Source organism: Bradyrhizobium sp. AZCC 1578 (assembly GCF_036924675.1).
Taxonomy (GTDB): domain Bacteria; phylum Pseudomonadota; class Alphaproteobacteria; order Rhizobiales; family Xanthobacteraceae; genus Bradyrhizobium.
Genome location: NZ_JAZHRZ010000001.1, coordinates 7,421,384 through 7,434,085, shown reverse-complemented (window position 1 = coordinate 7,434,085; position 12,702 = coordinate 7,421,384). Strand labels below are relative to the sequence as shown.

The 12,702-nt window shown below is 63.4% G+C and carries 12 protein-coding genes; 10 read left to right on the top strand and 2 right to left on the bottom strand.

Annotated elements, in window-relative coordinates:
• Positions 1 to 61: 61 nt before the first annotated feature.
• Complete coding sequence (locus tag V1290_RS35510; RefSeq protein ID WP_334368734.1) at positions 62 to 1,249, bottom strand: pyridoxal phosphate-dependent aminotransferase; 1,188 nt, start codon at positions 1,247 to 1,249, stop codon at positions 62 to 64.
• Between the two features lie 228 nt (positions 1,250 to 1,477).
• Here V1290_RS35510 and V1290_RS35505 point away from each other — a divergent pair, with 228 nt between their 5' ends.
• The 9 genes from V1290_RS35505 to V1290_RS35465 all read left to right on the top strand — a co-directional run bounded on the left by V1290_RS35505 (position 1,478) and on the right by V1290_RS35465 (position 10,758).
• Positions 1,478 to 2,881 carry a M48 family metalloprotease gene (locus tag V1290_RS35505; protein WP_334368733.1) on the top strand — a complete coding sequence of 468 codons (1,404 nt, stop codon included), beginning with the start codon at positions 1,478 to 1,480 and terminating at the stop codon, positions 2,879 to 2,881.
• Between the two features lie 173 nt (positions 2,882 to 3,054).
• On the top strand, positions 3,055 to 3,822 hold the full coding sequence (locus tag V1290_RS35500; RefSeq protein WP_334368732.1) for a DsbA family protein: 768 nt from the start codon (positions 3,055 to 3,057) through the stop codon (positions 3,820 to 3,822).
• A gap of 197 nt (positions 3,823 to 4,019) precedes the next feature.
• Positions 4,020 to 4,811: a DUF1236 domain-containing protein gene (locus tag V1290_RS35495; protein ID WP_334368731.1), complete on the top strand. Its 792-nt coding sequence runs from the start codon at positions 4,020 to 4,022 to the stop codon at positions 4,809 to 4,811.
• A gap of 255 nt (positions 4,812 to 5,066) precedes the next feature.
• Complete coding sequence (aroQ, locus tag V1290_RS35490) at positions 5,067 to 5,546, top strand: type II 3-dehydroquinate dehydratase (RefSeq protein ID WP_057845236.1); 480 nt, start codon at positions 5,067 to 5,069, stop codon at positions 5,544 to 5,546.
• An 87-nt stretch (positions 5,547 to 5,633) separates the two neighbouring features.
• Positions 5,634 to 6,131, top strand: coding sequence for an acetyl-CoA carboxylase biotin carboxyl carrier protein (gene accB, locus V1290_RS35485; protein ID WP_334368730.1), 498 nt, complete (start codon positions 5,634 to 5,636; stop codon positions 6,129 to 6,131).
• 89 nt (positions 6,132 to 6,220) lie between these two features.
• Positions 6,221 to 7,573, top strand: a complete 1,353-nt coding sequence (gene accC / locus V1290_RS35480; protein WP_057845234.1) for an acetyl-CoA carboxylase biotin carboxylase subunit — start codon at positions 6,221 to 6,223, stop codon at positions 7,571 to 7,573.
• Between the two features lie 127 nt (positions 7,574 to 7,700).
• Positions 7,701 to 9,233 (top strand): sensor histidine kinase, encoded by a 1,533-nt coding sequence (locus tag V1290_RS35475; RefSeq protein ID WP_334368729.1) that lies wholly within the window; start codon positions 7,701 to 7,703, stop codon positions 9,231 to 9,233.
• A complete protein-coding gene (locus V1290_RS35470; RefSeq protein WP_334368727.1) occupies positions 9,230 to 9,670 on the top strand; it encodes a response regulator in 441 nt (146 codons plus the stop codon). Before V1290_RS35475 ends, V1290_RS35470 begins: the two co-directional genes overlap by 4 nt.
• On the top strand, positions 9,667 to 10,758 hold the full coding sequence (locus tag V1290_RS35465) for a sensor histidine kinase (RefSeq protein WP_334368726.1): 1,092 nt from the start codon (positions 9,667 to 9,669) through the stop codon (positions 10,756 to 10,758). The genes V1290_RS35470 and V1290_RS35465 overlap by 4 nt, the downstream gene beginning before the upstream one ends.
• Positions 10,759 to 10,766: 8 nt before the next feature.
• Here V1290_RS35465 and V1290_RS35460 read toward each other — a convergent pair whose 3' ends face one another.
• Positions 10,767 to 11,549, bottom strand: a complete 783-nt coding sequence (locus tag V1290_RS35460) for an IclR family transcriptional regulator (protein ID WP_334368725.1) — start codon at positions 11,547 to 11,549, stop codon at positions 10,767 to 10,769.
• A 171-nt stretch (positions 11,550 to 11,720) separates the two neighbouring features.
• On the opposite strand from V1290_RS35460, the gene V1290_RS35455 reads away from it, so the two are divergent.
• A complete protein-coding gene (locus V1290_RS35455; RefSeq protein WP_334368724.1) occupies positions 11,721 to 12,698 on the top strand; it encodes a Bug family tripartite tricarboxylate transporter substrate binding protein in 978 nt (325 codons plus the stop codon).
• Positions 12,699 to 12,702 lie beyond the last annotated feature (4 nt).

Here is a 12,702-nt window from a genome sequence, read left to right as displayed (position 1 = left end):
GGACACGGATAGCTCCCGGTTGGTTATAGGTGCGGATGAGATGTGTGACAGGCCGGAGGTATTATCGCAGCCAACGCGCGATGCGCGTCACCGCTTCGCGCATCTCGTCGGCCGAGCGCGCATAGGAGAAGCGAATGAAGCTGCGGCCGTGGATCGGATCGAAGTCGACGCCCGGTGTCGCCGCCACCTGCGCCTTCTCCAGCATGCGGCCGGCAAACTCGAAACTGTCGGACGTGAAATCCGAAACATCGGCGTAGAGGTAGAACGCGCCATCGGCCGGCAGGAACTTGGTGAGACCGGCCTTCGGCAATCCCTCGATCAGGATGCCGCGGTTCTCCTGGTAGCCGCGCTTGATCGCCTCCATCTCTTCGCGGCCTTCGAATGCCGCTTCGGCCGCGATCTGCGACAGCGTCGGCACCGAGATCGACAGGTTCTGCTGCAACCGCTCGATCGGGCGCACCAGAGCCTCCGGCACCACCATCCAGCCGACCCGCCAGCCGGTCATGCAGAAATATTTCGAGAACGAATTGATCACGAGCGCATGCGGCGAAAGCTCCGCCGCCGTCACCGCCGGAAACGCATAGTCGAGCCCATGATAGATCTCGTCGGAAATGAAGCGGATGCCCGCGCCTTCTGCCGCGTTAATCAGGCCGGTGAGCGCTTCGCGCGACATCATCGTTCCCGTCGGATTGGCGGGGCTGCCGACCAGCACCCCCTTCAGCGGCGCCTTGCAGTGCGCCTCCAGCAACGCCTCTCCTGTCAGCGCATGGCGCGTCGTGCTCGAGGTCTCGATCAGCACCGGCTCGCAACCGAGCGCGGTCAGAATATGCCGGTAGGGTGGATAACCCGGCACCGTGACCGCCACGCGATCCCCCGGCTCGAACATCGACAGGAACGCCAGAATGAATCCACCGGACGAGCCGGTCGTGATCACGATGCGGTCGGTGTCGACCGCGCAGCCGTAAGTGTCGCGGTAGTGCCTGGCAATCCGCGCACGCAGCGTGGGCATGCCGAGTGCGGAGGTGTAGTCGATCCGCGCCTCATCGAGCGCCGCGTGCGCGGCCGCGATCGCGGTTCTGGGCGCGGGCGCCGCCGGTTGCCCCACTTCCATGTGAATGACATGGCCGCCGGCCGCCTCAATGCGCGCTGCAGCCGCCATCACGTCCATCACCATGAAGGGCGGAACGTCGCTCCGCGCCGAGGGGGTCAGCAGCGCTGTCGCGCGGTCTCTAAGTGTCGATTCCAGCATCGATCTCTGCTATTGCACGGGCGCCGTTCCGAATTCGGGTTCCCGAGCCGGTAAGCGCCCCAGACTGGCCGTATTCGGTGGCTTGTTATAGCGTTTTCAAGCGAAGTGATACCGGCTCGGTGAAGAAACGCGTTGAAACAACAAACTGGGACCCGTTTCTGATCCAATCGGAAACCGAACCGGCGTCCGGTCAAATCCGGATGCACCGCCAATCGCCAAAGACCGCTCATGCTGCTCCGCATCGCCCTACGCAAGAAATCACTGAAGTTGACCACGTTGACGACTGCGGTCGCCCTTGCCGTCGCGCCGATGGCTGCGCTGGCGCAGGAGAACAGGGGCCCACCGGTGCTCCGCGACACCGAGACGGAACAATTGCTGCGCGAATATACGCGCCCGATCCTGCGCGCCGCCGGTCTGGAAAAGCAGAACATCCAGATGGTGATCATCAACCAGGGCGTCTTCAACGCCTTCGTTGCCGACGGCCGACGCATCTTCGTGAACTACGGCGCGATCATGCAGTCGGAGACGCCGAATCAGATCATCGGCGTGATGGCGCACGAAACCGGCCATCTTGCCGGCGGCCATCTCGCCAAGATGCGCGAGGAGATGGCGCGGGCCCAGACGCAGATGATCATCGCCATGCTGCTTGGCGCCGGCGCGATGGTCGCGGGCGCGCAAGGCGGCAGCAACAGCGGGTTGGCCAACGCCGGCGCGGCGATGTTTTCCGCGCCGGGAGAAATGATCCGCCGCAACCTGCTCTCCTATGTACGTCAGCAAGAGGAGAACGCCGACAAGGCCGGCGTGAAGTTTCTGACCGCCACAGGCCAGTCCGCCAGGGGCATGCACGAGACCTTCAAACGCTTCACCGACGAGAGCCTGTTTGCCGCGCGCGGCTCAGATCCTTACGTTCAGTCGCATCCGATGCCGGCCCAGCGCGTCGCCGCGCTGGAAGAGCTGGCACGGTCGAGCCCTTACTGGGACAAAAAGGACGACCCAGCCCTGCAACTGCGCCACGACATGGTGCGCGCCAAGATCTCGGCCTTCATGGAGCGGCAGGATACTGTGTACCGGCGCTATCCATTGTCCAACAACAGCCTGCCTGCGCGCTACGCCCATGCGATCGCGACTTATCGGCACGGCGACCTGCGCAGCGCGCTTGCACAGATCGACGCGCTGATTCAGCAGCAGCCCAACAATCCCTATTTCCACGAGGTGCGCGGCCAGGCGCTGCTGGAGGGCGGCAAGCCGCAGGAGGCTATCGCGCCGCTTCGCAAGGCCGTAGCGCTTTCCAACAACTCGCCACTCATCGAGATGCTGCTTGGGCAGGCCCTCGTGGCAACCGGCAACAACGCCTACACCGACGAGGCGATTGCCATCCTGCGCGCGGCGGTAGCGCGCGAGAGCGAGGCACCGATCGGCTATATGCAGCTTGCGATGGCCTATGGCCGAAAAGGAGATTATGCGCAGGCCGATCTGGCGTCGGCCCAGGCCGCCTACCTGCGCGGCGACAGCAAGACGGCGCGCGATCTCGCCTCACGGGCAAAAACACGCTTCGCGATCGGGACGCCGGGATGGGTCAAGGCTGACGACATCGTGAACACCAAGCCGCTGCCCGGCCAGAAGGGCAACTAGAATTAAGCCGCATTCGGCTATAATCGGACTTGGTCACCAAAGACTTGATCATCAAGGACTTGGTATCATCAAGGACTTCGCTATCAAGGATTTGGCCAACCCGAACCAAGATATTCTCGAGGAGCCGGCCTTCAGCAGAATTGCCCGGGAACTCGCCGCATAAGGATTTACCGATGCCCTCGTTCCGTCTTCTCATCCCCGCACTGTTCGCTTTGGCGCTCTGCGGCGCGCCGCTGTCCGCCTCCGCGCAGAGTTTTACCGACACCCAGCGCGGCGACATCGAGGCCATCATCCGCAATTACCTGATCGCGCATCCCGAGGTGCTCGAAGAGGCGATGACAGAACTCAGCAAGCGTCAGGCCGCAGCCGAAGCCGCCAAGCACGAAGCCGGCGTCGCCAAGAATGCGGACGCGATCTTCAACTCGCCGCGCAACGTCACGCTCGGCAACAAGGATGGCGACGTCGCCTTCGTCGAGTTCTTCGATTACAATTGCGGCTATTGCAAACGCGCGATGATGGACATGATGGAGCTGATGAAGAGCGACCCGAAGCTCAAGGTCGTCCTCAAGGAATTTCCGGTGCTGAGCGCGGGCTCGGTCGAAGCTGCTCAGGTCGGCGTCGCCGTGCGCATGCAGGATCCGACCGGCAAGAAATATCTCGACTTCCATCAGAAGCTGCTCACCGGCCGCGGCGCCGCCGACAAGGCACGCGCGATGGCCGTTGCCAAGGAAGTCGGCCTCGACATGGCGAAGCTGGAGAAGGATCTGAACAGCACGGAGGTGCGCAGCACGCTCGAGGAAAACTTCAAGCTCGCCGAGGCCATGGGCATGAACGGCACGCCCAGCTACGTGATCGGCAAGCAGGTCGTGATCGGCGCGGTCGGCGTCGAGGCCTTACGCGAAAAGATCAGCAACGCCCGCTGCGGCAAGGCGACCTGCTGAGGCGACGCTTCCTTCGCGCATGGCGTAAAAGGCCGGCTCGACAGCCGGCCTTTTCGTTTTCGTTGCAGCACTATGTGGCGCAGCGGTTCATCCCGCGTTCACAAAACAAAGCCGGCGGAACCGGCAAGTATCAGGAACATCGCCTAATTCCTTTCGTTGTCGGCGCGGGCAATGCAGAAACGTGAGGAGACATTCGAATGAGTAATCGCTTTCTGATGACGGTCGCGGCAGCGGCCCTGATCGCCGGAACCGGCTTTGCGAATGCTCAAGGCACCGGCATGGGACGCGGCGACGCGGGGTCGGCCGGTTCTGCGGCGCAGCAGGGCGCGCCTTCTGAGCGGGGCGGTGCCGCTTCCGAGCGGGGCGGTGCCGGCACGATGCAGCAGCGCGAACCCCGCGGCACCACCGGCATGGGACAGTCCGAGCAGAAGTCGATGGGCGGTGAAAAGGCCCAACGCAGCGAAGACCGCATGAAGGGCGGCAAGGACATGAAGGCCGAGGGCAAAGAGGACCGCGGCAGCATGAAGGGCGACAAGGGCCAGACGACGGGCCAAGGCATGCAGCGTGAACAGGGCACGACCCAGCGTGACCGCGACCGGACCACGACGCAGGGCCGTGACCAAATGCAGCGTGACCAGAAGGTCCAAGGCCAGCAGGACCGCGACCGCACGCAGACGCAGACCCAGGGCGGAGCCGCGGGCGAAACGACCACAACAGGCCAGGCCGGCGCGGGCGCCAAGCTGTCGACCGAGCAGCGCACCCAGATCACCAACGTGATCAAGGAGACACGCGTTCAGCCGGTGACGAACGTGAACTTCTCGGTTTCGGTCGGCACCCGCATCCCGCGCGACGTGACCTTCCACACGCTGCCCGCGCGCGTGGTGACGATCTATCCGGAATGGCGCAGGTATAAGTACATCCTCGTCAGGGAGCAGATCGTGATCGTCGATCCGAACACCTACGAGATCGTGGCGATTCTGGACGCCTGACAGCGGCCTTTCGCAAGGACAAGGGCGGGCAGCAATGCCCGCCCTTTTCGCTGATCAAGAGCATGACCAAGCCGCAGCAGACCAGGCAACCGATTCACTCCATTGGTTAATGAATAAATTCAGCGGGTTATATCCGCCTTTTTATGAACAGGGTAAGGCCCTTGAAAGGCTCCCAGGACGGCCTAAAGGCTTCCCCTTGGCCGCGTTGTTACCTATAACCCCGCGACCCGCCCGCCCCTTTTTGCTGGAATCCGGATGGCCCAAGGAAGCGCCCAAGCCTCTGCCGCGACGATTTATGTGCTCAACGGCCCGAACCTCAACATGTTGGGGACGCGTGAGCCGGAAACCTATGGCCATGCGACGCTCGCCGACGTCGAAAAGCTGTGCGTCGAAACGGCGGCACAGTTCGGCCTGAAGGCCGATTGCCGCCAGTCCAACCGCGAGGGCGAGTTGATCGACTTCATCCATGAGGCGCATGCGAAGAAGGCGGCCGGCATCATCATCAACGCCGGTGGTTATTCGCACACCTCGATCGCGTTGCACGATGCGCTGGTCGCGGTCAAAATCCCGACGGTGGAAGTGCACATCAGCAACATCCACGCCCGCGAGAGCTTCCGTCACCACTCCTTCACGGCCATGGCCGCCTTTGCTTCGCTCTGTGGTTTCGGCGTCGACGGCTACCGGCTCGCAATATCAGGCCTGGCCGCCAAACTCGGCGCCAAGGCCAAAGACTGACTTCAAAAAACTGACATCAAACATCTGACGTCGAACGACACCTGACGCTTAAGCCGTCACCCACATCGAGAATTCCGGATCAAGAGCATGGCCCGCCAGCCCGACAACAAATCAGCGGACAAATCAGCCGCAAATCTAAAGAGCGACGACAGCGCGCTCATTCGCGAACTCGCGCTGTTGCTGGACGAGACCAGCCTGACCGAGATCGAGATCGAGCGCGCCGGCTTAAGGGTGCGTGTCGCGCGCAATATCAGCGTGTCGGCGGCGATGCCGGCGAGCTTCCAGCCGGCGCCGGCCGCGGCGGCAGCCATCGCTGCGGGTAGCGCGGCGGTTGCCGACCTGGCCAAGCATCCGGGCGTGGTCCCCTCGCCGATGGTCGGCACCGCCTATTGGGCGCCTGAGCCCGGCGCCAAGCCGTTCATCGAGGTCGGCACCAAGGTTTCGGCCGGCCAGACTCTCCTGATCATCGAAGCGATGAAGACGATGAACCAGATCCCGTCGCCGCGTGCCGGCACGGTGACGCAAATTCTCGTCGAGGACGGCCAGCCGGTCGAATTCGGCGAGCCGCTCGTGATCATTGAATAGAGGCGAATGGCGAGTAGCGAGTAGCGAATGGTGAAGAGAGTGTTTCCCTATTCGCTATTCGCCATTCGCTACTCGCGGCTTGGAAAAACATGTTCGACAAGATCCTCATAGCCAATCGCGGCGAAATTGCCCTGCGCGTGCTGCGCGCCTGCAAGGAACTCGGCATCTCCACCGTTGCCGTGCATTCCACCGCCGACGCCGACGCGATGCACGTGCGGCTCGCCGACGAGAGCGTCTGCATCGGGCCGCCGCCTTCAAAGGATTCCTATCTCAACGTCCCGGCGCTGCTCGCGGCCTGCGAGATAACGGGCGCGGATGCCGTGCATCCCGGCTACGGCTTTCTTTCCGAGAACGCCCGCTTCGCCGAAATCCTCGCCGAGCACAATCTGCATTTCATCGGCCCGAAGGCCGAACACATCCGCCTGATGGGCGACAAGATCGAGGCCAAGAAGACCGCAAAGCGGCTCGGCATTCCGGTGGTGCCGGGCTCCGACGGCGCGGTCTCGTCGGACGACGACGCGCTGGCGATCGGCAAGGCGATCGGTTTTCCGGTGCTGGTGAAAGCTGCCGCCGGCGGCGGCGGACGCGGCATGAAGGTAGCGCGCACCGCCGACGACCTGATGCTGGCGCTGTCCACCGCCTCCAACGAGGCGAAATCCGCATTCGGCGACGCCTCGGTCTATCTCGAAAAATATCTGCAGAAGCCGCGACACATCGAGATCCAAATTCTCGGTGACGGCCGCGGCGGCGCGATCCATCTCGGCGAGCGCGATTGCTCGCTGCAGCGCCGTCACCAGAAGGTCTGGGAAGAAGGCCCCTCGCCGGTTCTCGCCGCCGCCGCCCGCGCCAAGATCGGCGAGACCTGCGCCAAGGCGATGCGGGACATGAAATATCTCGGCGTCGGCACCATCGAATTTCTCTATGAGGATGGCGAGTTCTATTTCATCGAGATGAACACCCGCATCCAGGTCGAGCATCCCGTCACCGAGAGCATCACCGACATCGACCTCGTGCTGGAGCAAATCCGCATCGCCGCCGGCGGCGACCTGCCCGCGAAGCAGGAAGAGATTGCTATCATCGGGCATGCCATCGAATGCCGCGTCAATGCGGAAAACCCGCAGACCTTCCGCCCCTCGCCCGGCAAGATCACGCAATTCCATCCGCCCGGCGGGCTCGGCGTGCGGATCGATTCCGCCGTCTATCAGGGCTACGTCATTCCGCCCTATTATGACTCGCTCGTCGGCAAGCTGATCGTGCACGGCAAGACTCGCGCCGAATGCCTGATGCGGCTGCGCCGGGCGCTCGACGAGATGGTGGTCGACGGCATCGAAACCACCCTGCCGCTGTTCCGGGCACTGGTCCGGGAGGCCGATATCATCAACGGCGACTACCACATTCACTGGCTCGAGCAGTACCTCGCCGGCCAACCCGCGGACGGCTAGAGCTCTGGGCGCGAAGATTGCCTGAAATTTTCGACGGCCGATGGAACCGATGGGTTCCATCGCACGTTGGGATGTACAGGGGGTTGCCGGGGGCGCGTATTCCGCTTGTCAATGACGCGAGATCACCGTGATCGCTGATGTCCAGCGCAAGCGCGCCGTGGGCCACATCCTGCTGCTTGCGGCGGGGCTATTGGTGTTGACCGCCATCAGCGCGGGTTCGGTCCATCTGGTGAACAAGGCGCGCGAGGACGCGCGCGCGGTGCAACGCACCGTCGAGGTCGAGAACCAGATATCGCTCGTCCAATTGCAATTGCGGCGTGCCGAAAGCGCACAGCGCGGCTACCTCGCAACATTGCGCCCCGACTTTCGGACCGACTTTGAGCAAGCCATGTCCGAACTGGCGCCGGCGCTGACGCGGTTGGGCCGGCTTGTCAGCGACAATCCGGTTCAACGGGGGCTCATGAACGAGATGATGCCGCTCTACGACCAGCGCATCGATGAATTCCGTACGACGATGGAGCTGGCCCGGTCCCAGCGCCTGAACGATGCCTCCAAGATCGTGCGCGAGGGCATCGGGCGCGACACCATGAAACACATTGACGATCTAGCCGTGCGGATGCGAACCGAGGAGGACCGTCTGTTTGTCGAGCGCACGACCAACGCCGATCGCAGCCAGACCTTGGCGGCCTCGATCACCGGCATCGGCTCGGGTTTCGTGGTCGTGTTGGCTGGCATTGCGATCTTCCTGGTCCGCCGTTCGTCGCGCGCACGCGACGAGGCCGACGCCAGGCTGCGCGACAGCCACCTCAACCTCGAGGCCACCATCGACGAGCGCACGGCGGATCTGCGTGAAGCCAATGACGAGATCCAGCGTTTCGCCTACATCGTCAGCCACGATCTGCGCTCGCCGCTGGTGAACATAATGGGCTTCACGAGCGAGCTGGAGGAATTGCGCGGCGACATCTTCAAGCGGATCGCAGCGCTTTCCCGCGTGCAATCCGAAGCAACGCCCGCCCCGGAAAATGTCACCGATACCGCCGAGCCCCTGCTCGAAGGTCCCGACCAGAAGCTCTCGGAGGATTTCTCCGAGGCACTCAGCTTCATCAAATCGTCGATCGGCAAGATGGATCGGCTGATATCGGCGATCCTCAATCTCACCCGCGAAGGGCGGCGCGAGTTCGAGCCGGTCCGGATCGATACCAAAGAACTGATCGAGGGCATTGCGGCGACCGTGGCGCACCAGGCCGCGGAGGCCCAGGCCGAGATCCGGATCGACGCATTGCCGAATATCGTCACCGATCGCCTTGCGCTGGAGCAGATATTCTCCAATCTGATCGATAATGCGCTCAAATATCTCAAAACCGGCGTGCCCGGCGAAATCACGATTCGCGGTCGCACCAAGCTCGGCTTTGCGGTATTCGAGATATCAGACAACGGCCGCGGCATCGATCCCAAGGACCATCAGCGCATTTTCGATTTGTTCCGCCGCGCGGGAACCCAGGACAAGCCGGGACAAGGCATCGGGCTTGCTCATGTCCGCGCATTGGTGCGCCGCTTGGGGGGAACCATGTCGGTCGCATCGGAACTTCACCAGGGCAGCACGTTCACAATCACACTGCCCATTAATTGGCCAGCAGGTAACCGGAACATACGGATATGAGTAACCCAGTCACCATCATCATGATCGAGGACGACGAGGGCCACGCTCGCCTGATCGAACGGAATATACGCCGATCCGGCGTAAACAATGAGATAGTACCGTTCACCAGCGGTACAGAAGCGCTGAACTATCTGTTCGGCAAGGACGGGACGGGCCTCGACCACAAGGGCGGCGCGCTCCTGATCCTGCTCGATCTCAACTTGCCCGATACGTCCGGTATCGACATTCTGAAGCGGGTGAAAGAAAACCAGTATCTCAAGACCACGCCGGTCGTGGTACTGACCACGACCGACGACTCCTACGAGATCAAGCGCTGCTACGAACTCGGTTGCAACGTCTACATCACCAAGCCTGTGAACTACGAAAGCTTCGCCAACGCCATTCGCCAACTCGGTCTGTTCTTCTCCGTCATTCAGGTCCCTCCGGCCGCCATATGAAACCCGCGACGCCGACGCTGCTCTACATCGACGACGACGCCGGCCTCGCCCGGCTGGTCGACCGCGGCCTGACGCGGGCAGGCTTCAAGGTCGTGCACGCGGCGGGCGGCGAAGAAGGCCTGGCGCGGCTGGCGCAAGGCGGCATCGACGTGATTGCGCTCGACCAGTACATGCCGGGTCTCGACGGCCTCGAAACGCTCGAACGCATCATGGCGATACCGGACGCCCCGCCGGTGGTGTTTGTCACGGCCGCGCAGGATTCGGCGATCGCTGTCACGGCGCTGAAGGCCGGCGCTGCCGACTATCTCGTCAAGGACACGCGGGGCGATTTCATTCCGCTGCTTCAGGTCGCGATCTCCGGCGCGCTCAGGCAGGCCGAGCTTCAACGGGCCCGCGACGAAGCCGAAGCCGAGGTTCACGCCTCGCGCGACCGCTATGCGGCGCTCGCCGCCGAACGTGAAGTGCTGCTGCGCGAAGTCAACCACCGCGTCGGCAACTCCCTGCAGATCATCGCCTCGCTGCTGCACTTGCAGGCCAATTCGGCGACCCAGGACGACGTCAAGGCGGCACTGACCAATGCGATGGGACGCGTCGCGGCGGTCGCCCAGGTCCACCGCCGTCTCTACACCTCGCACGATCTCAAGAGCGTGTTGTTGAACCAGTATCTCGAAGCTCTGCTGGAAGATCTCCGCCGTTCGGCCGAGGGCAACAGGATGTCGCGGCTGACGCTCAAGGCCGAACCGATCGAGATCGACCCGGACCGCGCGGTGGCGATCGGCATCATCGTCAACGAACTGGTGATGAACGCCGTCAAATACGCCTATCCCGACGGCGCCGGTCCCATTCACGTCGAGCTCAAGCCCGAGGGCGAAGACCTCGTGGTCTCGATCGCGGACGACGGCGTCGGCCTCAACGCCAAGTCGGACCCGCGCTCCACCGGCATGGGACAACGCATCGTGAGCGCCATGGCCGCCAAACTGGATGCCAGTGCCGAGCGCGATCCCAACCACCACGGCACCAGGATCGTACTGCGTTTCCGCCGCATCCCAGCAGCGGCGCCGAAGTCGACCAACGCCGCGGCGAGTTAGGTTAGTCCCTAAGCCGTCGCCGCTTCGATCGCCCGCGCAGCCGAGACAAGAACGTCCGCCACCTCGATCGCGCGGCGTGGGCCCAATCTGTTCCGCATGGCGGAGAGCGTAATCGCGGCGGCGGGCTGACCGTCAGGAGTCCGGATCCAGGCCGAAAGCGACTTCGTTCCCTGCACGAGGCCGACATCACGCAGATTGTAGCCTCGGCGCCGCGCGAGCTGGATCTGTCCGAGCACGGTGGCCGTATCGGTCCGGTAAGCGCCAAACCGCGTTTCGTTGGCGAGCACGATCTTGCGCGCCTCGGCCGACGGCATGGCGGCCAGGATCGCCACGCCAGCGCTGCTGACGCCCAAGGGACGCCGCACGCCGACCTCGATCGACAACACCTGGATCGGATAGCTACCTATGCGGCGCGCCACGCACAGCGTATCGAGGCCGGTGCGCACCGTGAGAAACAAGGTATCGCCGAGTTGCGCCGACGCTGCCGCCAGATGCGGCTCGGCTGCAACCATCAGGGGCGAACGCGATGGACGCGCCAGCGCCAGTTCGGGCACTTGGCGGCCGACGACATAATTTCCCGTCCGCTCGCTGCGTTCGACAACCCCCTCCTCGATCAGCACATGCACGATGCGATGTACCGTCGGGCGAGCGAGCGAGGTCGCCTGCACGACTTCAGCCAACGGTACGCCTCGTTCCCCACCAACCGCGAGCGTCCGCAGCACGGCCAACGCGCGGCGGATCGCCTGCCCACCCTGCCGCGGCCCTCCTGTCTTTAACCGACCATTCGTCATACGCCCCGCCCGCTGTCCACAATGTGGACAAAAACACCACAATTTGGTCGACAGCGGAAGGGCTGCGCGCAAGATCGGTGGCGCGGAACAATACATGCGCATGCCGCTCGGGACGGGGCTCGCGCAAAACAAGAATGTAGCGGCAGATGTGCCGCTTTTCGGGAGAATGCGATGAAATTTTTCGCGATCGCAGGCATCGCTCTATCGACGCTATTCACGGCAGCGTTGAACGCACCGGCAGGCGCCCAGCAATGGCCGGCGCGTCAGGTTAAGCTGATCGTCCCTTACCCGGCAGGCGGCAATGTCGATAGCGCCGCGCGCGTCATCGCCGACAGGCTGCAGGCGAAGCTGGGCCAGCCGTTCATCGTGGAAAACAAGGCTGGCGCCGGCGGACTGATCGCCGGCGAGGCGTTCGCGAAAATGCCGGCCGACGGCTACGCCTTGTTCGTCGGCGCCAATGGTCCCGTGCTGTTCGCACCCGAGATCGCCAAGCGCGAGGCCTACAACTGGAAGCGGGACTTCGTTCCCATCACCTCGATCACGATGACGCCGCTGGTGCTCGAAGTGCATCCGTCGGTTCAGGCCAAGGACCTGAAGGAATTCATCGAGCTCGCGCGCCGCGATCCGGGCAAGCTGACGATGGCCTCGCCCGGCCAAGGCACCACCAACCATCTGCTCAGCGAGCTCATGCAGTCGACGTTGGGCCTGCAATGGCTGACGGTGCACTACCGCGGCAACGCGCCCGCTCTCAACGACCTGGTCGGCGGACAGGTGCAGTTTGCCCTGGACCAGATCTCGGTCGGGTTGCCTTCGATCAAGAGCGGCATGCTGCGTGCGCTCGCCGTCACCGGCAGCCGCCGCGCCTCCTGGCTACCGGATGTCCCGACCTTCACCGAACTCGGCCACAAGGAATTTGACGGCCAGACCTTTACCGGCCTGTTCGCGCCCGCACGCACGCCGCCCGAAATCGTGACCAAGCTCCACGATACCCTCGCGGAGATCCTGAAAGATCCCGCCGTCGTCGAGAAGTTCAACGCGCTCGGCGCCGAGGCCGTATCGATGACGCCGGCAGAGTTCACGAGCTACCTCGAACGCGAGGACGCCAAGTGGATTCCCGTCGTCCGCAAGGCGAACATCAGGGCTGATTGAAGCG

What these genes read in the sequence shown, in the direction of transcription:
- V1290_RS35510 (WP_334368734.1), bottom strand. Translation starts at nt 1,249, where the DNA reads ATGCTGGAATCGACACTTAGAGACCGCGCGACAGCGCTGCTGACCCCC.
- V1290_RS35505 (WP_334368733.1), top strand. Translation starts at nt 1,478, where the DNA reads ATGCTGCTCCGCATCGCCCTACGCAAGAAATCACTGAAGTTGACCACG.
- V1290_RS35500 (WP_334368732.1), top strand. Translation starts at nt 3,055, where the DNA reads ATGCCCTCGTTCCGTCTTCTCATCCCCGCACTGTTCGCTTTGGCGCTC.
- V1290_RS35495 (WP_334368731.1), top strand. Translation starts at nt 4,020, where the DNA reads ATGAGTAATCGCTTTCTGATGACGGTCGCGGCAGCGGCCCTGATCGCC.
- aroQ (WP_057845236.1), top strand. Translation starts at nt 5,067, where the DNA reads ATGGCCCAAGGAAGCGCCCAAGCCTCTGCCGCGACGATTTATGTGCTC.
- accB (WP_334368730.1), top strand. Translation starts at nt 5,634, where the DNA reads ATGGCCCGCCAGCCCGACAACAAATCAGCGGACAAATCAGCCGCAAAT.
- accC (WP_057845234.1), top strand. Translation starts at nt 6,221, where the DNA reads ATGTTCGACAAGATCCTCATAGCCAATCGCGGCGAAATTGCCCTGCGC.
- V1290_RS35470 (WP_334368727.1), top strand. Translation starts at nt 9,230, where the DNA reads ATGAGTAACCCAGTCACCATCATCATGATCGAGGACGACGAGGGCCAC.
- V1290_RS35465 (WP_334368726.1), top strand. Translation starts at nt 9,667, where the DNA reads ATGAAACCCGCGACGCCGACGCTGCTCTACATCGACGACGACGCCGGC.
- V1290_RS35460 (WP_334368725.1), bottom strand. Translation starts at nt 11,549, where the DNA reads ATGACGAATGGTCGGTTAAAGACAGGAGGGCCGCGGCAGGGTGGGCAG.
- V1290_RS35455 (WP_334368724.1), top strand. Translation starts at nt 11,721, where the DNA reads ATGAAATTTTTCGCGATCGCAGGCATCGCTCTATCGACGCTATTCACG.